Raw genomic sequence first — 24,784 nt, forward strand, 5'->3', positions numbered from 1 at the left:
CCCCCCCACCCCCCCACCCCCCCCCCCCCCCGCCGAGCCCGCCGAGCCCGCTACCCCCGAAAGCACCGAAGCCCCCGAAAGCACCGAAACCCCCGAACGCCCATCCCGCCCCGCCCGGCATCTCGTCGGCCTCCCGGGCAATCCGCTGGCGGCGGTCTCCGGTCTGCTGACCCTCGCCGAGCCGCTGCTGCGGACGCTGACGGGCCGCCCGGCCCCCGACCCGGGTCCGGCCCCGCTGGCCGAGGCCGTGCAGGGGCATCCGCGGGACACCCGGCTCGTCCCCGTGATCTTCCGGCAGGACGCGGCCGTGCCGCTGCGCTTCAACGGCCCGGCGATGCTGCGCGGCATCGCGGTGGCCGACGGCCTCGCCGTGATCCCGCCCGGCGGGGCGAGGCGCGGCACGGAGGTGGACGTACTGGATCTCCCGTGGTCGGCGAGCGCCATGGAGCAACCGGGGCACGCGGACCGGGCGCGCCAACACACCGACCGGGCGACCGATGGTGAGGACATATCCCCCCAGGAGGGCCCGGCGTGAAGCTGCCCAGCCATGACGCGGCCGCCCGCACCCCCGGGGACGGCGGCCACCGCGTCCATCTGCCCCACTTCCCCGCGGGCCCGCTGCGCCAGGTCGGCCGCCGGCTGCTGCTGGCGCTGCTGGTGCTGGTGCTGACGGTGGTCATCGTGTACGTCGACCGCTCCGGCTACCACGACAACGCCGACGATCAGGTCGACTTCCTCGACTCCGTCTACTACTCGACGGTCACGCTGTCCACGACCGGATACGGCGACATCGTGCCGTACAGCGACAGTGCGCGGCTCAGCAACATCCTGCTGGTCACGCCGTTGCGCGTGCTCTTTCTGATCATCCTGGTCGGCACCACCCTGGAAGTCCTGGCCGAACGCACCCGCGAGCAGTACCGCCTGAACCGCTGGAGGTCAGCGTTGCGTGATCACACCGTCGTAGTGGGCTTCGGTACGAAGGGGCGGTCCGCGGTGGAGACCCTTTGTGCGACGGGGCTGCCCAAGAACCGGGTGGTCGTGGTGGACCCCAACCACAAGGTGATCGAGGCGGCGAACGCCGAGGGGTTCGCGGGGGTGGTCGGCGACGCGACCCGCAGCGATGTGCTGTTGCGGGCGGAGGCGCAGCGCGCCCGCCAGTTCGTGATCGCCACCCAGCGCGATGACACCGCGGTCCTGGTCACGCTGACGGCCCGGCAGCTCAACCGGGGCGCCAACATCGTGGCGGCGGTGCGCGAGGAGGAGAACGCGCCGCTGCTGCGCCAGTCCGGGGCCGACGCGGTGATCACCAGCGCCAGCGCGGCGGGCCGCCTGCTCGGCATGAGCGTGCAGAGCCCGACGGCCGGTGCGGTGATCGAGGACCTGATCCAGCAGGGCACGGGCCTGGACCTGGTGGAGCGCACGGTGGTGAAGGCCGAGGTGGGCAAGTCGGTGCGGGACACGGAGGATCTCGTGGTGTCCGTGCTGCGCGGCCATCGCCTCCTCGCGTACGACGACCCCGCCGCCAGCCCGCTGCAGGCGGCCGACCGCTTGATCACAATCGTTCGCGCGCCGATGGTCCAGGAGTAGCCTCGCGCCCATGCATGCGATCACGATTCCCGAACCCGGTGGCCCCGAAGCCCTGGTATGGGCGGAGGTCCCCGACCCCGTGCCCGGCGAGGGCGAGGTCCTGGTCGACGTAGCGGCCGCCGGCGTCAATCGCGCGGATGTGCTCCAGCGCCAGGGCCACTACCCGCCGCCGCCCGGAGCCTCGCCCTACGCCGGTCTGGAGTGCTCGGGCCGGATCTCGGCGCTGGGCCCCGGCGTCACCGGCTGGGCGGTGGGCGACGAGGTGTGCGCCCTGCTCGCGGGCGGTGGATACGCCGAGAAGGTGGCGGTTCCGTCGGGGCAACTGCTGCCCCTTCCCGAGGGCGTGGACCTGGTCACGGCCGCCGCGCTGCCCGAGGTGACCGCCACCGTCTGGTCCAACGTCTTCATGATCTCCCATCTCCGGCCGGGCGAGACGCTGTTGGCGCACGGCGGATCGAGCGGCATCGGCACCATGGCGATCCAGCTCGCGAAGGCGGTCGGGGCGCGGGTCGCGGTGACCGCCGGCGGTCCGGAGAAGCTGGCCGCCTGCCAGGAGCTCGGCGCCGACATCCTGATCGACTACCGCGAGCAGGACTTCGTCGAGGAGATCCGCCGGGCCACCGACGGCGCGGGCGCGGACGTCATCCTGGACATCGTCGGCGCGAAGTACCTCGCCCGGAATCTGGAGACGCTCGCCCTCAACGGACGGCTGGCGATCATCGGGCTCCAGGGCGGGGTGAAGGCCGAGCTGAACCTGGCCACCCTGCTGTCCAAGAGCGCCGCCGTGACGGCCACCGGGCTGCGGGGCCGCTCGCTGGCGCAGAAGTCGGCGATCATCGCGGCGGTACGGGAGCATGTCTGGCCGCTGATCGGCGGCGGCCAGGTCCGCCCGATCGTCCACAGCACCATCCCGATGCGGGAGGCCCCGGAGGCTCACCGGCTGCTGGAGTCCAGCGCGCATGTGGGCAAGATCCTCCTGACGACCTGAGCGCCACGGGTCCGTACGGCGGCGCCGCCGCGATCCTTACGGCGCTGTCGCAGTCCTTACGGCGCCGCTGCGGCCGCCCTTATGGCGCTGTCGCAGTCCTTACGGCGGGCATCGTGGCCCTTTTGGCGCTGTCGCGGTCCTTACGGCGGACGCCGCGGTCCGTACGGCGGCGCTCAGGATGCCCGGTTCTCGCCCTCATGTGAGGCTGATCCCGTTACGCAACGGTTCGGCACGGGAGGGTGACCACCGTGAACCCTGCGACGCTTCGCACACTCCCCGCGGCGGCCCTGCTGGCGAGCACCGCCCTGGCCGCGGCCCCCGCCGCGTCCGCCACCCCGGCCGCCGCCGCCCCCGCCGACGACGGTGGCGGGCTGGCGGGCACCCGCGCGGGCGAGGGCCGTGCGCACCCCGGCCGCACCGGGACGCCGACCCCCTCGTCGCCGGACGGGGACCCCTCGGCGGACACCGGGGACGACGAGGGCACCGGGCGGTTCTCGGTGGTGCCCGAGTGGACGCCGTCCTCCCTCTCCGTCCCGCAGCGGCCGGACCGGCACCAGGCGCGCGAGTCGCTCCCGTCCGGACAGCCTTACGGTGCTCAGCGGACCGCCGCCGAGCCCAGCGCGCGGGCGATGCGGGTGCTGCCGCTGGGCACCGGTCTCGCGCTCACCGGACTCGGCCTCGGCCTGGCGTTCTTCGGTCTGCGGCTGCGCCGCCGCTGAGCGCCGCCGCTGAGTGCCGTCACTGATCTGACGGCCTTCGCCGGTGATCGCCGCGGAATCCTCGACCCTCGCCCGTCGTACCGGGTGCCGGTGCGGAACAATGGGGGTATGAACCAGCCGATGAACGAACGAGCGCAGGAGAGCCCGCACGTCCTGGTCGTCGGTCCGGACGGCATGGCACTCGGCGGCGTCGCTCCTGCTTCCGGCGAGGGCGGTGGTGACGACGAGTCGCGCGAGGTTCCCGTGACGGACATGGTCGAACAGCCGGCGAAGGTCATGCGGATCGGCAGCATGATCAAACAGCTTCTGGAGGAGGTCCGTGCCGCACCTCTGGACGAGGCCAGCCGGGTCCGGCTCAAGGAGATCCACTCCAGCTCGGTGAAGGAGCTGGAGGACGGGCTGGCCCCCGAGCTGATCGGGGAGCTGGAGCGGCTGTCGCTGCCCTTCACGGACGAGGCGGTGCCCACCGAGGCGGAACTGCGCATCGCGCAGGCTCAGTTGGTCGGCTGGCTTGAGGGGCTGTTCCACGGCATCCAGACCACTCTGTTCGCCCAGCAGATGGCGGCGCGTGCGCAGCTTGAGCAGATGCGCCGGGCGCTGCCGCCGGGGATCGGCGGGGGCGAGGAGGACGAGGCCGCGCTCAAGCCGGGCGGCGCCCGCTCGGGACCGTACCTCTGAGCCGCTGAGCCGCTGAGCCGCTCCCCGAGCCACGCACCGGTCACGACGACCGGGAGACGCGCCGGACACAACGACCGGACACAACGACCGGACACGACACAACGACCGGACACGACACAACGACCGGACACGCGCCGGACATAACGAAACGACGCCGCGGGCCTCACCTTCCGATGAGGCCCGCGGCGTCGTGTTACGCCGGAAGCGGGGTGAGAGCCGCCCCTACTCCGGGTTGCCGGTGGAGACGGTCAGCTCGATGGTGTCCGTCTTGGGGTTGTACGGCTCGTAGTTCCGGTACGTGTAATTGAGGACGGTGCCCTTGCCCCACAGATTCTCGTCCTGGGGCACCACGCGGTACTTCCAGCCCGCCGCGCGGATGCAATTCTTCACCGAGTCGACGTAGAGGTTCTGGAAGTCGGGCACCGAGTACGTGCCCTTCTCATCGGTGTTCTCGTACGCGTCGGTGCACTTCTTCGTTTCGATGGTCTTGGTCTTGTCGCCCATGCGGAAGCCCGCGGCGGTGTCGGAGGCCGACGGCGACGCCGAATTGCCGCCACCGCCCCCCTTGCTCTCGTCCTTGGAGCCGCCGTCGTCGCCGCTGAGCGCGATGACCAGGATCACGGCGATGACCGCGACCGCCGCGACGACGGCCGAGCCTATGATCACGCGCTTGTTGCCGCTGCCGCCGCCCTTCCCGGACGGCGCCGAGGGCGAGATGTTGTACGGCGGCGGGGTGCTGGGGCCCTGGTACGACGGTGCCGGGGTCTGATAGCCCGCCTGCCCCAGGGGTGTCGTGGACGGGCCGGCCGGGGGCGGCGGGGTGGACGGGCCGAAGGCGCCGAACTGCCCGGGGGTGTGCTGCGGCTGGTACGGCGTCTGGACGCTGCCGGGGCCGGGCACGGGCGTCTGCTGGTCGATCGGCGGGAAGACCGCCGAGCCGACACCGGCGCCGCTGCGCGCCGGGGGGCCGCCGCTGATGATGATGGGGGAGGCGCCGGTCTGCCCGGTACGGGCGACTCGTGCGCATTCGTCGCGCATGGCCTCGGCGGTCGGGAAGCGCTCGTTCGGGTTCTTCTTCAGGGCGCGGGCCACCAGCGCGTCCACCGCCGGGGGAATGGACTGGTTGATCGAGGAGGGCGCGACCGGCTCCTCCTGGACGTGCGCGTACGCGATGGCCAGCGGCGAGTCCGCGTCGAACGGCAGCCGGCCGGTCAGCAGCTCGAAGAGCATGATGCCGACCGAGTACAGGTCGCTGCGGGCGTCCACTCCACGGCCCAGCGCCTGCTCCGGCGAGAGGTACTGCGGAGTGCCGACGACCATGCCGGTCTGGGTCATGGAGGTGACCCCGGACTGCATGGCGCGGGCGATGCCGAAGTCCATGACTTTGACCACATTACGCTTGGTCATCATCACGTTACCTGGCTTGATGTCGCGGTGGACCAGCCCCATCTCATGACTGATCTCCAGCGCCGCCAGTACATCGCTGGTGATCTTCAGGGCCTTTTCGGTCGGCATCGCGCCGTATTGCCGGACATCGCCGTCCAGGACCGAGCGCAGCGGCTGCCCCTCGACGTACTCCATGACGATGTACGGCATCAGGGAGCCGTCGATGGCGTCCTCGCCGGTGTCGAAGACCGAGACGATATTGGTGTGCGTGAGTTTCGCCACCGCCTGGGCCTCGCGGCGGAACCGCTCGCGGAAGGACTGTTCGCGTCCCAGCTCGGTGTGGAGTGTCTTGATCGCGACCTGGCGGTCCAGCACGGTGTCATAGGCCAGGTGAACGGAGGCCATGCCGCCCTCGCCCAGCAGGTCACGCAGCTGATACCGGCCGTTCGCCAGAGAGTGGCCTTGATACCTGCCCGATGCGCCGTACTGGCTCATTTCGTACTTCCCCCTTGGCGCACTCACTACTCTGACGCGCACGTTTCGACGCATTGATCTTGATGTTCTGGATATCGTGGCCAAGTCTGCCCCAGGCCACGGACACGTCAAGCAGCGGTGCCCGTTCCGTGACCGGATGCGCAAGAACTCGTCACGCGATTTGCATCGCTTCACCGTCAACAGGTTTGATGGCCGGTCCATCACCAACCGATACACGGCGCGAAGGCTGTAGCGTGCCTAGCGGGAACCGTACCGCCCGTGGGCGGGGCGATCTCGACCCGACCCCCACCGAGAACGAGACGGCGAGGACCGATGGCACAGACCCAGAGCGCCCAGGGGCCCTCCGATCCTGACGCCAGCGGGTCCGGAATGCCGGATACGCCCGAGGTGTGGGGTAACGGAGGACTTGTCGGCGATGGTCGATATCGGCTTACCAGTCGACTCGGCCGCGGCGGTATGGCGGAGGTGTTCGCCGCCGAGGACCTCCGGCTCGGCCGTACGGTCGCGGTGAAGCTGCTCCGAGCCGATCTGGCCGAGGACCCGGTGTCCAAGGCCCGCTTCACCCGCGAGGCACAGTCCGTGGCCGGGCTGAACCACCACGCCGTGGTGGCGGTCTACGACTCCGGCGAGGACGTCGTCGGCCAGAACACCGTGCCGTACATCGTCATGGAGCTGGTCGAGGGCCGGACCATCCGCGATCTGCTGCTCAACGCCGAGGCGCCGCCGCCGGACCAGGCGCTGATCATCGTCTCCGGGGTGCTGGAGGCGCTCGCCTACAGCCATCAGCACGGCATCGTGCACCGTGACATCAAGCCCGCCAACGTGATCATCACCCACAGCGGCGCGGTCAAGGTCATGGACTTCGGCATCGCCCGCGCCCTGCACGGCGCCCAGTCCACCATGACCCAGACCGGCATGGTCATGGGCACCCCGCAGTACCTCTCGCCGGAGCAGGCCCTCGGCAAGGCCGTGGACCACCGCTCCGACCTCTACGCCACCGGCTGCCTGCTCTACGAGCTGCTGGCGCTGCGCCCGCCGTTCACCGGGGAGACCCCGCTGTCGGTGGTGTACCAGCACGTCCAGGACACCCCGGTGCCCCCGTCGGAGACCTCCGGCACCGTGCCGCCGGAGCTGGACGGCCTGGTCATGCGCTCCCTCGCCAAGGACCCGGACGACCGGTTCCAGAGCGCCGAGGAGATGCGCGGACTGGTCCAGTACGCGCTCCAGATGCTCCACGAGGCCGGTGGCCACACCGGCATGTGGAACACCGGCCCGGTCACCCAGCACCTGGGCGCCGCCACCCCCGCCATGGGCATGCCGGGCATCGGGGCCACCACCGCGCTGCCGCACCCGGGCCACGGCGAGACCTCTCAGCAGCCGATCGTCACAGGACCCGGCGGCGGTGGCGGCGGCTACCACGGCGGTTCCGGCCGCCGTAAGGGCCGCGGCAGGATGTGGCTGATCGCGGTGCTCGCGGTGATCGCGGTCGCGACGGGGGTCGCCTTCGCCCTCCAGATGGGCGACAAGGGCGGCGACAAGCAGCCGAGCAAGCACCAGACGTCGGTCACCCAGGAGAAGACGAAGAAGCCGACCGACAAGCCGAGCGAGGACTCGAGCGACGAGACGGCCCCGAGCGGCAACGGCGACAATTCCGGGGACACGGGCAGCGACTACACCCCGACCGGGGACCCGACGCCGACGTACCAGGACAACCCCACGGACCAGCCGACGGACCAGCCGACGGACCCGGGCACCAACGAGCCGACCGGAGATCCGACCACCCCGGGCGGCGGCGATCCGACCACCACGCCGACGGACCCGGAGACCGACCCGGGCACCACCGATCCCACCGGTGACACGGCGGGCGCCTCGGACGGTGGCGCCGGCACCCCCTGACGGCCGGGGGCGCCCCACGGCGCCCCCGCGCTCCCGTCACCCGCAGAAGGCGTCGCGGACCGCGTCGTACTCCCGGGTCCACCACACCACCAGCGCGGCGGCCGCCGGGAACTGCGGATCGGCGCGCCGGTCCCCGCGCTGGTAGCGCCAGCGCAGCATCCAGAAGTCGTTCAGCCGCTCCCACCACACCCGGTGCACGGCCGCGGCCATCTCGGAGGTCCCGGCCCCCGCCGCGCAGCGGTACGCCCGCGCGTAGGACCGCACCTTGGTGAGCTCCAGGGTGCCGTCGGGCCGTACGAAGAAGATCGCGGCGGCCCGGACCGCCTCCTCGGCGCGCGGCTGCACCCCGAGCCGGTCCCAGTCGACGATGGCGGCCGGTTCCGTGTCGCGGTAGAGCAGGTTCAGCGGGTGGAAGTCGCCGTGCACCCAGCCGGCGACCGGGACGGCGTCCGCTTCCGGGCGGCGGTGGGCGTGCCGCTCCAGCAGCGCCCGCCGCTCGACCAGCCGGTGCTCGGCGAGCTCGTCGAAGGTGTCGCGGTTCCGGCGCTCCCGGATCAGCGTGAGCAGCTCGTCGATGACGTCGAAGGTGTCCTCGGGGTCGGCTGCGGCCTCCACGGGCGGCCTGCGGTCGCCCGTACGGGCCCGCATGACCCGCTCCAGACAGGTGTGGACGAGCCCGAGCAGCCCGCCCAGCCGCCAGCACTGGGGGGCGGTCAGCTCCCCGCCGTCGCGGTGCCGCCCGTCGATCCAGGGGTGTAACGCGTAGCAGCGGCCGCCGATGACGGCGACCGTACGGCCGTCGGCGTCCGGGACCGGCGGGGCGACGGGCACCCCGAGCGCCTCCAGCCGCTGGGTGACGCGGTGCTGGCGGGCGATGGCGGTGCGGTCGCCGTCGAGATGGTGTTTGAGGAAGAACCGGCCGCGGGTGGTGGCGAGGCGGTAGCCCCGGTTGAGCAGCCCCTGGGTGAGCGGTTCGCAGGAGACGGCCTCACCGGCGGTGTCATAGCGGCGGAGCAGGGCGCTCAGGGTTTCCCCGTCGGGAGCGGCCTCGGCGGAGTGTACATGTGAGCGCGGCACCTGCCAGATGTTAGATCACCGGGCATCGTCGTCAGCGTTCGCCGGGATGGGCGGTGCCCTGGGGGCGTGGCCGGTTGACCGGGGCGGGGGCGATGCGTTCTGGCGCCTGCGGCGGGCTGTTCCCCTCCCCGCCCCTTCCCTCAACTGGGGCTCCGCCCCAGACCCCGCTCCTCAAACGCCGGAGGGGCTGGAGGTGGGGCTTCGTCCCAGATCTCGCTGCTCATGCGTCGGAGGGGGAAGGCGGGGCTCCGCCCCAGACCCTGCTCCTGGAGCGCCGGAGGGGCTGGAGGTGGGGCTTCGTCCCAGATCTCGCTGCTCATGCGTCGGAGGGGGAAGGCGGGGCTCCGCCCCAGACCTCGCTCCTGAAGCGCCGGAGGGGTTGGAAGGTGGGGCTTCGCCCCTGGGCCCCGCTGCTCATGCGTCGGAGGGGCTGGAGGCGGGCTCCGCCCCAGACCCCGGGTTCGGGGGCGGGGCTCCTGCCATGCGGCGGAGTCGCGTATCGGTGCCCCCGCCGACGCTAGCGCTAGCGTTTTTGCGCCTGCGTCGCCTGCATCCGGGCGACGTACGCCGCCGCCTGCGACCTGCGCTCCATGCCCAGCTTGGAGAGCAGGCTGGAGACATAGTTCTTGATGGTCTTCTCGGCGAGGTGCAGCCGCTCGCCGATCGCCCGATTGGTGAGCCCCTCCCCGATCAGCAGCAGGATCCGGCGCTCCTGCTCGGTGAGGGCGGCGAGCTGGTCGTCCGGGGCGGCCGTCTGGCCGCGCAGCCGCTCCAGCACCCGGGCGGTGGCCACCGGGTCGAGCAGCGACCGGCCCGCGGCCACGTCCCGGACCGCGGCGAGCAGTTCGTCGCCGCGGATGTCCTTCAGGACGTAGCCGGAGGCGCCCGCGATGATGGCGTCGAAGAGCGCCTCGTCGTCGGCGAAGGAGGTGAGCATCATGCAGCGGACGCTCTCGTACCGGGTGCGGATCTCCCGGCAGACCTCGACCCCGCTGCGGTCGGGCAGCCTGATGTCCAGGACGGCGACGTCCGGGCGGGCGGCCGGGATGCGCGCCAGCGCGTCGGCCGCGGTGCCCGCCTCGCCGACCACCTCCATGTCCGGCTCGCCCGCGAGCAGGTCTCGTACGCCGCGTCGGACGACTTCATGGTCGTCGACCAGGAAAATCCCTATTTTTCCTTCTTCGCGCACGGATCCAGTCTCACACACGAAGTCTTCCCGCGTCGTTGCCCAGCGGGATACCGTGCGCTTGTCCGGCGGCCTGCGGGGCTGTGACCAGTGGAAGTTTCCCCACCCGCGCGATTTACTTGGAAATCCAAGCAAAATTGCAGGTCAGGTGGGGTTTCGCAGACAAGCGACCCACTGGGTAACGTGCCTTGTGCAGGGCCAGCCGCCGGGAACCTGTCACGCCCGGTCATGCTCCGGCGCACCCACCCCGTGCGCCGTGGCGGAACGGGCGAGCCGCAACTGGCCGCCGGCGGATCCCGGAGGCCGGACAGACGGAGGAGCACACGTGACCGTGGAGAGCACTGCCGCGCGCAAGCCGCGCCGCAGCGGAGCCAAGCGCAGCACCACCGCGCGGGACACCAAGAAGCAGCCTGCGGGCCAGACCGAACTCGTACAGCTGCTGACCCCCGAGGGCGAGCGTGTCGAGCACCCCGAGTACGCCATCGACCCCACCCCGGAAGAGCTGCGCGGTCTGTACCGGGACATGGTGCTGACACGGAGGTTCGACGCCGAGGCCACCACCCTGCAGCGCCAGGGCGAACTGGGCCTGTGGGCCTCGCTGCTCGGCCAGGAGGCGGCGCAGATCGGCTCCGGCCGGGCGCTGAACGACGCCGACTATGTCTTCCCCACCTACCGCGAGCACGGAGTGGCGTGGTGCCGGGGGGTCGACCCGACCAATCTGCTGGGGATGTTCCGTGGGGTGAACCACGGCGGCTGGGACCCGAACAGCAACAACTTCCACCTGTACACCATCGTGATCGGCTCGCAGACGCTGCACGCGACCGGCTACGCGATGGGCGTGGCCAAGGACGGCGCGGACGCCGCGGTCCTGGCCTACTTCGGTGACGGCGCCTCCAGCCAGGGCGATGTCGCCGAATCGTTCACCTTCTCCGCGGTCTACAACGCCCCGGTCGTCTTCTTCTGCCAGAACAACCAGTGGGCCATCTCCGAGCCCACCGAGAAGCAGACCCGGGTGCCGCTCTACCAGCGGGCCCAGGGCTTCGGCTTCCCCGGGGTGCGGGTGGACGGCAATGACGTGCTCGCCTGTCTGGCCGTCACCAAGGCCGCGCTGGAGCGGGCGCGCACCGGGCAGGGCCCGATGCTCATCGAGGCGTTCACCTACCGCATGGGCGCCCACACCACCTCCGACGACCCCACGCGCTACCGCTCCCCCGAGGAGCGGGAGCTGTGGGAGACCAAGGACCCGATCCTGCGGCTGCGCACCCTGCTGACCCGCGAGGGCCTGGCCGACGACGCGTACTTCGCCGATCTCGAGCGGGAGAGCGACGCGCTGGCCAAGCGGGTCCGGGACGCCGTACGGGCGATGCCCGACCCCGAGGACATGGCGATGTTCGAGCACGTCTACGCCGATGGGCACGCGCTCGTCGACGAGGAGCGGGGGCAGTTCGCCGAGTACCAGGCTTCGTTCGTCACCGCTGAGGAAGGCATCTGACATGGCCGCCGAGAAGATGTCGCTCTCCAAGGCGATCAACGCGTCCCTGCGCACGGCCCTCGAGACCGACCCCAAGGTTCTGATCATGGGCGAGGACGTCGGCAAGCTCGGTGGCGTCTTCCGCGTCACCGACGGGCTGCAGAAGGACTTCGGCGAGGACCGGGTCATCGACACCCCGCTCGCCGAGTCCGGCATCGTGGGCACCGCGATCGGGCTCGCGCTGCGCGGCTACCGCCCGGTGGTGGAGATCCAGTTCGACGGTTTCGTCTTCCCCGCCTACGACCAGATCGTCACCCAGCTCGCCAAGATGCACGCACGCTCGCTCGGCAAGGTCAAGCTGCCGGTCGTCGTCCGCATTCCGTACGGCGGCGGCATCGGCGCGGTGGAGCACCACAGCGAGTCGCCGGAGGCGCTGTTCGCGCATGTGGCCGGTCTGAAGGTGGTCTCGCCCGCCAACGCCTCCGACGCCTACTGGATGCTGCAGCAGGCCATCGACAGCGATGACCCGGTGATCTACTTCGAGCCCAAGCGCCGCTACCACGACAAGTCCGAGGTCGACACCGCCGCGATCCCCGGGCCGCTGCACGCCGCCCGGGTGGTGCGGCCGGGGGCGGACCTGACGCTCGCGGCCTACGGCCCGATGGTGAAGGTCGCCCTGGACGCCGCCGCGGCCGCCGCCGAGGAGGGCAAGTCGGTCGAGGTCCTGGACCTGCGGTCGATGTCGCCGATCGACTTCGACTCGATCCAGCGTTCCGTGGAGCGGACGGGGCGGCTGGTCGTCGTCCACGAGGCTCCGGTATTCCTGGGCACCGGGGCGGAGATCGCCGCGCGCATCACCGAGAGGTGCTTCTATCACCTCCAGGCCCCGGTGCTGCGGGTCGGCGGCTTCCACTCGCCGTACCCGCCGTCACGGCTCGAGGACGAGTACCTTCCGGGGCTGGACCGGGTGCTCGACGCCGTAGACCGCGCGTTGGCGTACTGAAGGGCTTGAGGAGATCGTGACGATGACCGCAGTCGAACAGCGCTTCCGTGAGTTCAAGATGCCCGATGTGGGCGAGGGGCTGACCGAGGCCGAGATCCTCAAGTGGTTCGTGGCGCCGGGCGACACCGTGACCGACGGTCAGGTGGTGTGCGAGGTCGAGACCGCCAAGGCCGCCGTCGAGCTGCCCATCCCCTTCGACGGCGTGGTGCACGAGCTGCGCTTCGACGAGGGTGCCACCGTGGACGTGGGGACGCCGATCATCTCGGTGGACACCGACCCCGGGGCGGGGGAGGCGGCGCCCCAGGCCGCTCCCGCCGCCGAGGCCCCCGCCGCCGAGCAGCCGGCCGCCGCGGCCGAGCCGGAGCAGAAGGAGGGCCGGCAGGCCAACCTGGTCGGCTACGGGGCGGCCCCGGCCTCCACCAAGCGCCGTCCGCGCAAGCCGCTGCCGGGCGGCCCCCAGCGGTCCGCGCCCGCCCCGTCCGCCGGGGCGCCCGCCCCGTCCGCCGGGGCGCCCGCGCCGCAGGAGCCCGCTCCCGCGCCCGCTCCCGCCCCCGCGCGCCCGGAGGCCGCGCCCGCCCCCGCGCCCGCCCTGAACGGCAGCGGCCGGACCGCGCGGCCGCTGGCCAAGCCCCCGGTCCGCAAGCTGGCCAAGGACCTGGGCATCGACCTGGAGGCGGTCACCCCGAGCGGGGCGGACGGGATCATCACCCGCGAGGACGTCCACGCGGCCGCCGAGGCCGTCCAGGCGGCCCGGGAGACGCCCGTGGCGGCCCCGTCCGCCGCCGTCGCGGCCGCCGAGGGCCGGGAGCGCCGGGTGCCCGTGAAGGGCGTACGGAAGGCCACCGCGCAGGCGATGGTCCACAGCGCCTTCACCGCCCCGCATGTGACCGAGTTCGTGACGGTCGACGTGACCCGCACGATGAAGCTCGTGGCCGACCTCAAGCAGGACCCGGAGCTGTCCGGGCTGCGGGTCAACCCGCTGCTGCTGGTCGCCAAGGCCCTGCTGGTGGCCATCCGGCGCAATCCGGACATCAACGCCACCTGGGACGAGGACAACCAGGAGATCGTCTACAAGGACTACGTCAATCTGGGCATCGCGGCGGCGACCCCGCGCGGGCTGATCGTCCCCAACATCAAGGACGCCGACGCCAAGACCCTGCCCGAACTGGCGTCCGCCCTGGGTGAGCTGGTCACCACCGCCCGTGAGGGCAAGACCACCCCGGCCGCGATGTCCGGCGGCACGATCACCATCACCAACGTCGGCGTCTTCGGCATCGACGCGGGCACCCCGATCATCAACCCCGGGGAGTCCGCGATCCTCGCCTTCGGCGCGGTCAAGCTCCAGCCGTGGGTCCACAAGGGCGAGGTCAAGCCGCGCCAGGTGACCACGCTGGCGCTCTCCTTCGACCACCGGCTGGTCGACGGCGAGCTGGGCTCCAAGGTGCTCGCGGATGTCGCGGCCGTCCTGGAGCGCCCCAAGCGCCTCATCACCTGGGCCTGACGCGGCAGTAGACACCGTCCCCCGTCCGCATCGCGGACGGGGGATGAGTGCGCATGCATCTTGTATCTATGATGTGCGCATCATGAGTCCCGCCGATACGGCCACCAAGCCGCCCCCTGCCGCCGAACGCGTCTACCACCACGTCAAACAAGCCGTCCTCGACCGCCGCTACGAGGGCGGCACACTGCTGAGCGAGGGCGAACTCGCGGAGGCCGTCGGGGTCTCCCGCACCCCCGTCCGGGAGGCGCTGCTGCGCCTGGAGGCCGAGGGGCTGCTCAAGCTCTATCCGAAGAAGGGCGCCCTGGTGCTGCCGGTCTCCTCCCAGGAGATCGCGGACGTGGTCGAGACCCGGCTGCTCGTGGAGCAGCACGCGGTCGCCAAGGTCGTCCCGGCCGGCGGGCAGCTGCTGGCCCGGCTCGAGGAGCTGCTCGAGGAGCAGAGGGCGCACGCGGCGGCCGGGGACCTGGCCGCCTTCGCGGCCGCCGACCGCTGCTTCCACGCGGCGATCGTCCGGGCGGCGGGGAACGCCATCCTGGCGCAGCTGTACGACCAGTTGCGGGACCGCCAGCTGCGGATGGGCGTGGCCACCATGCACGCCGAGCCCGACCGCATCGCCAAGAACATCACCGAGCACACGGAGATCCTCCAGGCGCTGCGCGCCGGGGACGCCGGTTTCGCGTCCGGTCTTGTGCAGCGCCACATCAGCTGGGTGAACAACCTGGCCCGGGGTGAGGTGCGATGACCTCGGCCCAGCTGCCCGGCGATCCACCCGGCGGACGTCGTGCCGTCGCCGTGTGGGGCCTGGGCGTCGCCGTCTACTTCGTCGCCATCACCTATCGCACCAGCCTCGGCGTCGCCGGTATCGACGCCGCCGAGCGCTTCCACATCAACGCCTCCGCGCTGTCGACCTTCTCCATCCTCCAGGTGCTGGTCTATGCCGGGATGCAGATACCGGTCGGGCTCATGGTCGACCGTCTCGGCACCCGTAAGGTGCTCATGCTCGGCGTGGTGCTCTTCACCCTGGGGCAGTTCGGCTTCGCGCTCTCCCACTCGTACGCGATGGCGCTGGGCTCCCGGGCGCTGCTCGGCTGCGGTGACGCGCTGACGTTCATCAGCGTGCTGCGGCTCGGCTCCCGCTGGTTCCCGGCCCGCCGGGGGCCGGTGATCGCCCAGGTCGCCGCGCTCTTCGGCGTGGCGGGCAACCTGGTCTCCACGCTGGTGATCGCTCGGGCGCTGCACGGTGCCGGCTGGACCACGACCTTCGCGGGCAGCGCGCTCGGCGGGGTGGCCGTCTTCGTCCTGGTGCTGTTCTTCCTCAAGGACCACCCGAAGGGCTTCGAGCCCGCGCCCGCCTCCCATATGGGCGCCGACTACGTCCGCCGGCAGATCGCGGACGCCTGGCGCGAGCCCGGCACCCGGCTGGGCCTGTGGGTGCACTTCACCACCCAGTTCCCGGGGATGGTGTTCCTGCTGCTGTGGGGGATGCCGTTCCTGGTCGAGGCCCAGGGGCTGTCCCGGGCGACCGCGGGTCAGCTGCTGACCCTGGTGGTGCTGTCCAACATGGCGGTCGGCCTGGTCTACGGGCAGGTCATCGCCCGGCACCACGCGGCCCGCGCCCCGCTGGCGCTCGGCACGGTCGGCGCCACCGCGCTGCTGTGGGGCACCGTGCTGTTCTGGCCGTCCACCCACGCGCCCATGTGGCTGCTGATCGTCCTGTGCGCGGTGCTCGGCGCCTGCGGGCCCGCGTCGATGATCGGCTTCGACTTCGCCCGGCCCGCCAATCCGCCCGAGCGGACCGGCACCGCCTCGGGAATCGTCAACATGGGCGGCTTCACGGCCTCGATGACCACTCTGCTGGCCGTCGGCGTCCTGCTGGACCTGACCGGCCAGAACTTCCGGATCGCGTTCGCCTCGGTGTTCGTGCTCCAGGCGCTCGGCGTCACCCAGATCCTGCGGCTGCGCGGCCGGGCGCACCGCCGGGAGCGCGAGCGCGTGGTCGCGAGCCGCGTCGAGGCGGTGCACGTACCGGCGTGACGCCGTGGCCCTCCGATCCCCGGAGGGCTACGGCGTGACCGCGAAGTGCCGGAGGATCGCGTCCGCCAGCTGCTGGTCGCCCTCGATCTTCAGCCGCTCCGAGACCGCCTCGGGCCGCACCCGCCCACAGGCCAGCCGGACGTAGGTCTCCCAGTCCAGGGTGAGGGTCACCGTCGGCCCCAGCGAGACGCTGCCGTCGATGGTGCCCCGGCCGTCCGCGTCCACCCGGACCGTCCGCATGAACTCCATCGGGCCGTGCACATCGAAGACGACGGCCGACTGGGGCGCCGCGCCCGCGTCCTTGGCGACCACCTTCGGCAGCCCCGCCAGCAGCAGATCACGGGTGATCGTGGCGCCCGGCGAGTCGAGGTTGCCCGGCTTGTTCAGCGCCCGGCGCAGATCCTGTTCGTGCACCCAGATGTCGAAGGCCCGCCGCGTGAGGGCCTCCTCCAGCGCCACCTCGGTGCCGCCGGGCCAGCGCACCTTGGCGTCCGGCTGGCGCTTCTCGTTCCGCAGCTGGCGGGCCCGCCGGATGACGGTGTACTCCAGCTCGGAGGTCATCTCGGGCGCGGTGTGGCAGCGCCGCACATCGACCTGGACCTCCATGTACCGCGACAGCTCGTTGGTGACGTGGTAGAGGTCGCGCGGCAGGGTGTGGATGGGGCGGGGGTCGCCGAGCATCTCGCATTCGAGTCCGATCACATGCGAGACGACGTCACGGACCGACCATCCCGGGCACTCGGTGGCGCGGTTCCACTCGCTCTCCGCTAGCGGGTTGACCAACTCCGTTATCGCGTCGATGGAGTGGGTCCAGGCGTCGATGGAGGTCTGAAGGCTGGGATGGACGGTCACGGGACCCCTCGGGCGGTTGGTGCGCGGGCTGGGTGCTGGTGTGTGCGTTCAAGTTACGCTGCCCACGAGCGCACGGGCAGTGCTTTCCGGTCTGATCGTAGGCCCGGATCGGCGGCTGACGGCCTGCCCGCGATGGTAGTGTGCGCCCGCCCCGGCCTCATCTCCGGAGGTACCCGTACGCATCGGTGGAAAGCCGCCGGGGGGCGGGGGGAATGGCACGGCCGGGACTGCTGTTTCATGGGGATATGGCTTCACATGCACGCGTCCGCGCCCCCGAGCTGATTGGCCGGGGCGGCTGGCTCAACACCGGCGGTACCGACCTCACCCTCACCGACCTGCGAGGACGCATTGTCATCCTCGACTTCTGGACGTTCTGCTGTGTGAACTGCCTACATGTCCTGGACGAGCTGCGCGAACTGGAGGAGAAGCACCGCGACACCGTGGTGATCGTCGGGGTGCACTCGCCGAAGTTCGTCCACGAGGCCGAGCACCAGGCGGTCGTGGACGCGGTCGAGCGGTACGAGGTGCACCACCCGGTCCTCGACGACCCCGAGCTGGCCACCTGGAAGCAGTACGCGGTACGGGCCTGGCCCACCCTCGTCGTCATCGACCCCGAGGGCTATGTGGTCGCCCAGCACGCGGGAGAGGGCCACGCCCACGCCCTGGAGACCCTCGTGGCGCAGCTGGAGGCCGAGCACGCCGCCAAGGGCACCCTGCGGCGCGGCGACGGCCCGTACGCCCACCCGTCGCCCGACCACCACCCCTCAACGAGCTTCGCCCCCCTCTTGATGGAGCCGGTCCCCACCGAGCTGCGCTTCCCCGGTAAGGCGCTGCTGCTGCCCGGCGGCACCTTCCTCGTCTCGGACACCACCCGCCATCAGCTGGTGGAGCTCGCGGCGGACGGCGAGAGCGTGGTGCGGCGGATCGGCGCGGGCGAACGCGGCCTTACCGATGGCACGGGCCTTACCGATGGCACGAGCGAGCGGGCGCGGTTCAGCGAGCCCCAGGGGCTCGCCCTGCTCCCCGACGGCACCGTGGCCGTCGCCGACACCGTGAACCACGCGCTGCGCCGCTTCGACCCGGCCACCGGTGAGGTCACCACGCTCGCCGGGACCGGCCGCCAGTGGTGGCAGGGGTCGCCCACCGAGGGGCCCGCCCGCGAGGTCGACCTGTCCTCCCCCTGGGACGTGGCCTGGTTCGCCGGCCGGCTGTGGATCGCCATGGCGGGCGTCCACCAGCTGTGGACGTACGACCCGGAGGCCGGGACCGTACGGGCCGCCGCCGGGACCACCAACGAGGGACTGGTCGACGGCCCGGCCGAGGAGGCGTGGTTCGCCCAGCCCTCCGGGCTCGCCGCGACCGGGGACCGGCTGTGGATCGCGGACTCCGAGACATCGGCGGTGCGCTACCTCGAGCGTGACGGTAAGGACTTCACGGTCCGTACGGCCGTCGGCACCGGGCTCTTCGACTTCGGCCACCGCGACGGCGCCGCCGCTTCTGCGCTGCTCCAGCATCCGCTGGGCGTCACCGCGCTCCCCGACGGCTCGGTGGCGATCTCGGACACCTACAACCACGCGCTGCGCCGCTACGACCCGGCCACCGGCGAGGTCACCACGCTCGCCACGGATCTGCGCGAGCCCTCCGGCGCGGTCCTGGCCGACGGGGACATCGTCGTGGTGGAGTCCGCCCGGCACCGGCTGACCCGGCTGCGGCTGCCCGAGGAGGCCGTGAGGGTCGAGGCGGTGGCCCACCGCACCCAGCGCGCGGCGACCGACATCGCCCCGGGGAGGCTCCGTCTTGACGTGGTCTTCCAGGCGCCCGAGGGGCAGAAGCTGGACACCCGCTACGGCCCCTCCACCCGGCTGCTGGTCAGCTCGACCCCGCCGGAGCTGCTGGCCGGGGGCGACGGCGCGGGGACGGATCTGAGCCGTGAGCTCGCCCTCGCGGAGGGCGTGACCGAGGGCGTGCTGCACGTCTCCGCCATGGCCGCCTCCTGTGACGACGACCCTGCCAACGAGTACCCGGCCTGCCATGTGCACCAGCAGGACTGGGGCGTTCCGGTGCGGATCACCGAGGGCGGCGCGAACCGGCTGCCGCTGGTGCTCGCCGGGATGGACGACTGACTCGGCCGCCTCCGGGACTTCCTCGGTCCACAACCGGCGCTAACTCCAGGGCTGCCGGCGCAGGGCGGCGCGGACCAGGCCGAGCATCCTGGACTGCTCGCCCAGCGCCTTGGCCCGCCCGCTGGTCTCGTGGCCGCCGCTGTACCAGTCGACGACCACGTTCCCGCCGGCCGCGCGCAGCGCCTCCTCATAGCGGCGCACCTGCTTGGGCGCGGTGCGGGTGTCGTGCGTCCCCTGGTTGATCCAGACCGGCGCGACGACATCGGCCACATAGGTGATCGGCGACGCGCGCACGAAGCGTTCCAGGCCGTCCTCCGGCCGTGCGCCGAAGAACGACGCCCAGGCCGCCCGCAGCGCCGGGTTCATGTCCTCGTACCCCGCCAGCCAGTCGGCCATGGGCACGTGCGCCAGTGCCCCGGCGAACAGTCCGGGCAGCCGCCCGACCGACAGCAGCGACAGGAAACCGCCGTACGAGGCACCGGTGACGAAGACCTTGTCCGGATCGGCGACGCCCTCCGCGACCAGCCAGCCGACCGCCGCCTCGATGTCCTCCAGCTCCCGGTCGCCGATCGCCGGCATGAACCCCTCGCGGAAGCGCCGCCCGAAGGTGACCGAACCCCGGTAGTTCAGCGAGGCGTAGGCCACGCCTTCGTCCAGCCAGGCCTGGGCGGCGGGGTCGTACCGGTCGACCGTCACCAGGTTGGGGCCGCCGTGCAGATGCAGGACGAGCGGGACGGGCCCCTGGGCGCGGCGCGGCCGGGCCCACCAGAGCTGGACGTGTGTCCCGTCCGCCGAGCGGACCTGGTTCGACTCGCACCGGACGCCGTCCAGGTCCGGCTCCGGGAAGAGCCGGGGGACGGGTGCGGCGTCCTGGCCGTCGCCGTGCAGGACGCGCAGGGGCGAGTCGAAGCGCTGTCGCAGCAGCCGCACGGTGCGTCCGGGGCCGTAGTGCGAGGCCCACTGGTGGCAGAGCGCGTCCGCCACGTCCGGCTCGAAGTACGCCCCCGGCGGATGGTCGAGCGGCCGGAGCGCGCCCGACTCCAGGTCGGCCTCCATGACCCGGTGGATCCCGCCGTCCACATGGACGGCCAGGATCCGCGTGGCGTCCTCGGACCAGTCGAGCGGGACCAGGTCACCTCGTATATGCGGTGCCTCGATGTCGACGCGGGTGCCGCGCTTCGGATGCCAGACACAGGGACGGGCGAACCCGGTGCGCTCGGTGGCGACCAGTACCCGGCCGTCGCCCGGGACGGGGGAGAACCGCACGCCGCGCACGGGTGCCTCGGGCCCGTCGGTGAGGCGGTCGAGGACCTCGCCCGTGGCGGTGTCGACCACGGTGACGGCGAACCTGCGGACGCCCGGATTGTGGTCGGTGGTGTCCAGGCAGGCGAGGGCGCCGTCGGTGGAGATCAGCCCGTTCCACGCCTCGTGCGGCGACCGGAACAGCATCTCGGGGGCCGCGGGGCCGGCGGTGTCCAGCAGCCACAGGGCGAAGCCGTCCTCGGCCGCGCAGGTGATCACGGCACGGTCCGCCCGCCCCGCCACGTCGATACCGCGCAGGGTGTACGGCGGCAGGTCCGGCGTCAGATCACGGCCGGCGCCGCCGTCGAGTCGGGTGGCGTACACATGGCCGACCTCGGAGCCGTTGTCGTCGTGCAGGCTCAGGATCTGCTCGCCGTCGGAGGAGAGGACCGCCTGCGCGAGGTCGCCCGAGGTCAGTTGGCTCAGCGGCGCGACCGTGCCGCGCTCGGCGTCCCACAGTGACAGCCGGGGACCGTCGTCGCTCTCCACGACGATCAGCGATCGGTCGCCGGGTCCGCGCCCGCGCCGGACCGCGAGGGGCCGTTCGGCGGTGAAGAACCGTTGCCAGTCGTTGGTCATGGTGCGGTGACCTCCTTGGGTTCGCCCTGGGGCGCCGGGGGTGGGGCATCGGGGAAGTGGCAGGCGGCGAGGTGCCCTTCGCCCTGCTCGGCGAGGACGGGCGCGGTCTCGGCGCACACGTCCCGTGCCTTCCAGCAGCGGGTGCGGAACCGGCAGCCGGACGGTGGGGCCAGCGGACTGGGCAGATCGCCGTCCAGGACGATCCGCCGACGGGCCCGCTGGACGCGCGGATCGGGGATGGGCACGGCCGACAGCAGAGCCTGGGTGTAGGGGTGGCGCGGCTGGGTGAACAGGGTGTCCACGGGCCCCTGTTCGACGATCCGCCCGAGGTACATGACCGCGACCTCGTCGCTGATCTGCCGCACCACCGACAGGTCGTGGGCGACGAACAGATAGGTGAGGCCCAGCTCCTGCTGGAGGTCCTCCAGCAGGTTGATCACTCCGGCCTGCACACTGACGTCCAGCGCGCTGACGGGTTCGTCGAGGACGAGTACCTCCGGTTCGACCGCGAGCGCGCGGGCGATGCCGATGCGCTGTCGCTGGCCGCCGGAGAACTGGTGCGGATGGCGGTGGACGTGGGCGGGGTCCAGGCCGACCAGCTCCAGCAGTTCCCGCACCCGTTCGTTCTCCCGGCCCCGGTGCAGGCCGTGGATCCGCAGCGGCTCGGCGAGCGCCGCGTGCACGGTGAGCCGCGGGTTGAGGGAGGCGTACGGGTCCTGGAACACGAACTGGATCCGACGGCGTACGGCCGCCAGTTCCCGTCGTCCGGCCGCCGTCACATCCGTGTCGAACAGCATGATCCGGCCGGCGGCCGGGTCGGTCAGCCGGACCAGGCAGCGGCCCAGGGTGCTCTTGCCGCAGCCGGTCTCCCCGACCAGGCCCAGGGTGGTGCCGCGCGGGATGACGAGGTCGACCCCGGAGACGGCACGCACGGTCTGTGCGCGCCGGCCGGTGGTGTACTCGGCCACCAGCCCCTCGACGGTCAGTGCCGGTGCCGTCATGGCGTCACGCTCGCGATCTCGCGCGCCCGCAGACAGGCCGTGATGTGGCCGTCCCCGACCGGGACCGGCCGGGGGCTCTCGGCGCACTGGTCCTCGGCGTGCGGGCAGCGGTTCCGGAAGGGGCAGCCCGTGGGCCGGTTGGTGGGGGAAGGAGGCTGGCCCGCGATCTGGGCGAGCCGGCGGGTGCCGCGGTCGATCCTCGGCAGCGCGGCGAGCAGGCCGCGCGTGTAGGGGTGGGCCGGCTGGTAGAAGAGGGGCTCCACCGGGGCCTCCTCCATCTTCTGCCCGCAGTACAGGACCAGGACCCGGTCGGCGAGGCCGGCCACCACGCCCAGGTCGTGGGTGATCAGCAGGATCGCGGACTTCGTACGGTCCTGGACGCGCGCCAGCACGTCGAGGACCTGGGCCTGCACGGTCACGTCGAGCGCGGTGGTCGGCTCGTCGGCGATGAGGACGTCCGGTTCGTTGGCGATACCGGTTGCGATCATGACCCGCTGGCGCATGCCGCCCGACAACTCGTGCGGGTACTGGCCGGCCCGGGTCCGGGGGTCGGGGATGCCGACCAGGTCGAGCAGTTCGACGGCCCGTTCCCGCAGCTCGGCCCGGGAGACGGACGGGTCGTGCACGCTCACCGCCTCGGCGAGTTGGGCGCCCACGGTCATCATGGGGTTGAGCGCGGCCAGCGCGTCCTGGAAGACCATGGCGATGCGCCGGCCGCGTACGGCACGCATCTCCCGGTCGGGCAGGTCCAGCAGTTCCTGGCCGCGGAACCGCACCGAGCCCTCGGCCACGGCGTTGCGCGGCAGCAGCCCCATCACCGCCAGCGAGGCGGCGCTCTTCCCGGAGCCCGACTCGCCGACGATGGACAGCGTCTCCCCGGCGCGCAGGTCGAACGAGAGCCGGTCGAGGGCGGTCACGGGACCGGCGTCGGAGCGGTAGGTGACGCAGAGGTCGCGGACCGACAGCAGCGGGGCCGCCGCCCCGCCGGTCTCTTCGGTGGCGGATTTCATCGCTGCCTGCCTCGGGGGTCGAGCGCGTCGCGCAGCCCGTCGCCGAGGAAGTTCACGGCGAGCACGGTGACGAGGATCGCCAGGCCGGGGACGTACAGGAGATAGGACTGTGAGGTACCGATCAGCCCGGCGGCCTGGGTGAGCATGTTGCCCCAGCTCGACTTGGGCGGCTGGACGCCGTAGCCGAGGAAGCTGACGGTGGATTCGAGGATGATCGCCATGGCCACGGACAGGGACACGTTGACCACGATCAGGCCCGTCAGATTGGGCAGCAGATGCCGTACGACGATCCTGGGGCCGGAGGCGCCGATGACGCGGGCCGCCTCCACGAACTCCTGGTGGCGGAGCTGGATCACCCGGGACCTGACGACCCGGGCGATCAGGGTCCAGCCCAGGCCGCTGAGCACCACGACGATGGTCAGCGGTGAGGGACCGAGACCTTGCAGGGACACCGCCAGCACGGCGACCGGGGGCACGATCAGGAACAGGTCGGCCACGCGCATGATCACTTCGTCGGGCCAGCCGCCGAGATACCCGGCCACCGCGCCGGCCGCCGTCCCCACCAGGGTCGCCAGCAGGGCGACGCCCAGGCCGATCGCCAGCGAGAGCTGGCCGGCGTAGAACATCTCGCTGAGGTAGTCGCGGCCGATGGAGTCCGTGCCCAGCCAGTGGGTGCCGGACGGCGGCTGCGAGGCCTCCAGGAGGTTCTGCGCGTTGCGCGGGTAGGGCGCGATCCAGGCGGCGCCGAAGCAGCAGACCGCCAGCAGGACCAGCACGATCAGCGAGGCGACCGCGAGCCGGTGGCGCAGGAAGCGGGACAGCACGACCCGGGAGATCCGCGGGTCGCCGGGCGCGGTGGGCGGTACGGACACGGGCGGCGGGGGCGCCGGGAGGGCGGTGGGCTGGGTCATCGGAGGGCCACCCGGGGATCGAGGAGGGCGTAGGACAGGTCGGCGAGCAGGTTGAAGAGGATGACGGCGACGGCCACGACGAACATCCAGGGCAACAGGACGAAGACGTCTCCGGTCTCCAGGGAGGCGAGGAACAGCTTGCCCATGCCGGGGATCGAGTAGATCTGCTCGGTCACCACGAGCCCGCCGACCAGGGCGGCCGTGTCCATGGCGACGACGGTGACGAACGGCGCGAGCGCGTTGCGCAGGGCGTGCCGCAGCAGGATGCGGCGGCGGGGGACGCCCTTGGCCCGTGCGGTGCGCACATAGTCGCTGGACAGCGCCTCCAGGAGGGTGGCCCGGCCGAACCGGGACCAGGAGGCGACGAGTCCGACGGTCAGCGTGACCACCGGCAGGACCAGATGGCGCAGGTAGTCCAGATCGAATCCGCCGTGGCCGACGGAGTGGAGCCCCACGAAGTACAGCGGGGGATCCGCGAGACCGAACTGCTGCTTGGGCCATACGGCCAGCACCTGGATGAGGACCAGACCGAACCAGAAGGCCGGCATGGCGACGCCGAGATAGGACAGGCCCGTCAGGACGTGGTCGCCCGCGGAGTACTGGCGGGCCGCCGAGTACAGCCCGATCGCCAGCGCCAGGACGACGGCGAGGGCCACTCCCCACAGGACGAGCTGGAGCGTGGTGCCGAGGGCGTCGCCGACCATCGGCAGCACGGTTCCGCCGGTACGCGTGCTCGTGCCCCAGTCGCCCTGGACGAAGCCCTTGACCCACAGCAGGTACTGCTCGGGCAGGCTCCGGTCGAGCCCGAGGCGGACCGTCTCCCGGCGCAGCCCGGTGGGGTCGACCGACTGCCGCAGTTTCGCCAGCGGGTCGAATGTCGCCCGCACCGCCCAGAACAGGATGAACGAGGCGACACAGACCACGGGCACGGAGGCGAGCAGGCGGCGCAGGGCGTATCTGGTCATGGCAGGCCCCTTCGGGGTGA

The 24,784-nt window shown here is 71.9% G+C and carries 20 protein-coding genes and 1 pseudogene; 12 read left to right on the forward strand and 9 right to left on the reverse strand.

The window, feature by feature from the left end; translation table 11 throughout:
* The 5 genes and pseudogenes from NP777_RS44015 to NP777_RS44035 form a co-directional block, all read left to right on the forward strand.
* Nucleotides 1–535: pseudogene (locus NP777_RS44015) on the forward strand (hypothetical protein); the annotation flags it as partial.
* A complete protein-coding gene (locus NP777_RS44020; RefSeq protein WP_256655815.1) occupies nt 532–1,587 on the forward strand; it encodes a potassium channel family protein in 1,056 nt (351 codons plus the stop codon). The pseudogene NP777_RS44015 and the gene NP777_RS44020, both read left to right, overlap by 4 nt.
* 10 nt (nt 1,588–1,597) lie before the next feature.
* Nucleotides 1,598–2,575: an NAD(P)H-quinone oxidoreductase gene (locus NP777_RS44025; protein WP_256655816.1), complete on the forward strand. Its 978-nt coding sequence runs from the start codon at nt 1,598–1,600 to the stop codon at nt 2,573–2,575.
* 248 nt (nt 2,576–2,823) lie between these two features.
* Nucleotides 2,824–3,294, forward strand: a complete 471-nt coding sequence (locus NP777_RS44030) for a hypothetical protein (protein WP_256655817.1) — start codon at nt 2,824–2,826, stop codon at nt 3,292–3,294.
* Between the two features lie 108 nt (nt 3,295–3,402).
* On the forward strand, nt 3,403–3,972 hold the full coding sequence (locus tag NP777_RS44035; protein WP_256655818.1) for a bacterial proteasome activator family protein: 570 nt from the start codon (nt 3,403–3,405) through the stop codon (nt 3,970–3,972).
* A gap of 222 nt (nt 3,973–4,194) precedes the next feature.
* On the opposite strand, the gene NP777_RS44040 is transcribed toward NP777_RS44035, so the two are convergent.
* Complete coding sequence (locus NP777_RS44040) at nt 4,195–5,853, reverse strand: protein kinase domain-containing protein (RefSeq protein WP_256655819.1); 1,659 nt, start codon at nt 5,851–5,853, stop codon at nt 4,195–4,197.
* Nucleotides 5,854–6,165: 312 nt separating this feature from the next.
* On the opposite strand from NP777_RS44040, the gene NP777_RS44045 reads away from it, so the two are divergent.
* On the forward strand, nt 6,166–7,749 hold the full coding sequence (locus NP777_RS44045; protein ID WP_256655820.1) for a protein kinase domain-containing protein: 1,584 nt from the start codon (nt 6,166–6,168) through the stop codon (nt 7,747–7,749).
* Nucleotides 7,750–7,785: 36 nt separating this feature from the next.
* Here NP777_RS44045 and NP777_RS44050 read toward each other — a convergent pair whose 3' ends face one another.
* The gene (locus NP777_RS44050) at nt 7,786–8,826 is read right to left on the reverse strand and encodes a phosphotransferase (RefSeq protein WP_256655821.1); all 1,041 of its coding nucleotides are present in this window, start codon (nt 8,824–8,826) and stop codon (nt 7,786–7,788) included.
* 523 nt (nt 8,827–9,349) lie between these two features.
* On the reverse strand, nt 9,350–10,015 hold the full coding sequence (locus NP777_RS44055; protein ID WP_256655822.1) for a response regulator: 666 nt from the start codon (nt 10,013–10,015) through the stop codon (nt 9,350–9,352).
* Between the two features lie 322 nt (nt 10,016–10,337).
* Between NP777_RS44055 and pdhA the strand changes: the two genes are divergently transcribed.
* The 5 genes from pdhA (at nt 10,338) to NP777_RS44080 (ending at nt 16,021) form a co-directional block, all read left to right on the forward strand.
* Nucleotides 10,338–11,504, forward strand: a complete 1,167-nt coding sequence (pdhA, locus tag NP777_RS44060; RefSeq protein ID WP_256655823.1) for a pyruvate dehydrogenase (acetyl-transferring) E1 component subunit alpha — start codon at nt 10,338–10,340, stop codon at nt 11,502–11,504.
* Between the two features lies 1 nt (nt 11,505).
* Nucleotides 11,506–12,486, forward strand: a complete 981-nt coding sequence (locus NP777_RS44065) for an alpha-ketoacid dehydrogenase subunit beta (protein WP_256655824.1) — start codon at nt 11,506–11,508, stop codon at nt 12,484–12,486.
* 22 nt (nt 12,487–12,508) lie between these two features.
* Nucleotides 12,509–13,987, forward strand: a complete 1,479-nt coding sequence (locus NP777_RS44070; protein WP_256655825.1) for a dihydrolipoamide acetyltransferase family protein — start codon at nt 12,509–12,511, stop codon at nt 13,985–13,987.
* 82 nt (nt 13,988–14,069) lie between these two features.
* On the forward strand, nt 14,070–14,729 hold the full coding sequence (locus NP777_RS44075; RefSeq protein WP_256655826.1) for a GntR family transcriptional regulator: 660 nt from the start codon (nt 14,070–14,072) through the stop codon (nt 14,727–14,729).
* Nucleotides 14,726–16,021, forward strand: a complete 1,296-nt coding sequence (locus NP777_RS44080; RefSeq protein WP_256655827.1) for an MFS transporter — start codon at nt 14,726–14,728, stop codon at nt 16,019–16,021. The genes NP777_RS44075 and NP777_RS44080 overlap by 4 nt, the downstream gene beginning before the upstream one ends.
* A gap of 27 nt (nt 16,022–16,048) precedes the next feature.
* Here NP777_RS44080 and NP777_RS44085 read toward each other — a convergent pair whose 3' ends face one another.
* A complete protein-coding gene (locus tag NP777_RS44085) occupies nt 16,049–16,873 on the reverse strand; it encodes a maleylpyruvate isomerase family mycothiol-dependent enzyme (protein WP_256655828.1) in 825 nt (274 codons plus the stop codon).
* A 245-nt stretch (nt 16,874–17,118) separates the two neighbouring features.
* Between NP777_RS44085 and NP777_RS44090 the strand changes: the two genes are divergently transcribed.
* Nucleotides 17,119–18,996: an NHL domain-containing thioredoxin family protein gene (locus NP777_RS44090; RefSeq protein ID WP_256655829.1), complete on the forward strand. Its 1,878-nt coding sequence runs from the start codon at nt 17,119–17,121 to the stop codon at nt 18,994–18,996.
* A gap of 39 nt (nt 18,997–19,035) precedes the next feature.
* On the opposite strand, the gene NP777_RS44095 is transcribed toward NP777_RS44090, so the two are convergent.
* From NP777_RS44095 to NP777_RS44115, 5 genes are read right to left on the reverse strand one after another with little or no spacing between them, the layout of a single operon-like run.
* Nucleotides 19,036–20,877, reverse strand: coding sequence for a S9 family peptidase (locus tag NP777_RS44095; RefSeq protein ID WP_256655830.1), 1,842 nt, complete (start codon nt 20,875–20,877; stop codon nt 19,036–19,038).
* Nucleotides 20,874–21,878, reverse strand: a complete 1,005-nt coding sequence (locus NP777_RS44100; RefSeq protein ID WP_256655831.1) for an ABC transporter ATP-binding protein — start codon at nt 21,876–21,878, stop codon at nt 20,874–20,876. Before NP777_RS44100 ends, NP777_RS44095 begins: the two co-directional genes overlap by 4 nt.
* A complete protein-coding gene (locus NP777_RS44105; RefSeq protein WP_256655832.1) occupies nt 21,875–22,888 on the reverse strand; it encodes an ABC transporter ATP-binding protein in 1,014 nt (337 codons plus the stop codon). Before NP777_RS44105 ends, NP777_RS44100 begins: the two co-directional genes overlap by 4 nt.
* Entirely contained in the window at nt 22,885–23,799 is a 915-nt protein-coding gene (locus NP777_RS44110; RefSeq protein ID WP_256655833.1) for an ABC transporter permease, read from the reverse strand. The genes NP777_RS44105 and NP777_RS44110 overlap by 4 nt, the downstream gene beginning before the upstream one ends.
* The gene (locus NP777_RS44115; RefSeq protein ID WP_256655834.1) at nt 23,796–24,764 is read right to left on the reverse strand and encodes an ABC transporter permease; all 969 of its coding nucleotides are present in this window, start codon (nt 24,762–24,764) and stop codon (nt 23,796–23,798) included. The genes NP777_RS44110 and NP777_RS44115 overlap by 4 nt, the downstream gene beginning before the upstream one ends.
* Nucleotides 24,765–24,784 lie beyond the last annotated feature (20 nt).

Source organism: Streptomyces rugosispiralis (genome assembly GCF_024505145.1).
Lineage (GTDB): Bacteria > Actinomycetota > Actinomycetes > Streptomycetales > Streptomycetaceae > Streptomyces > Streptomyces rugosispiralis.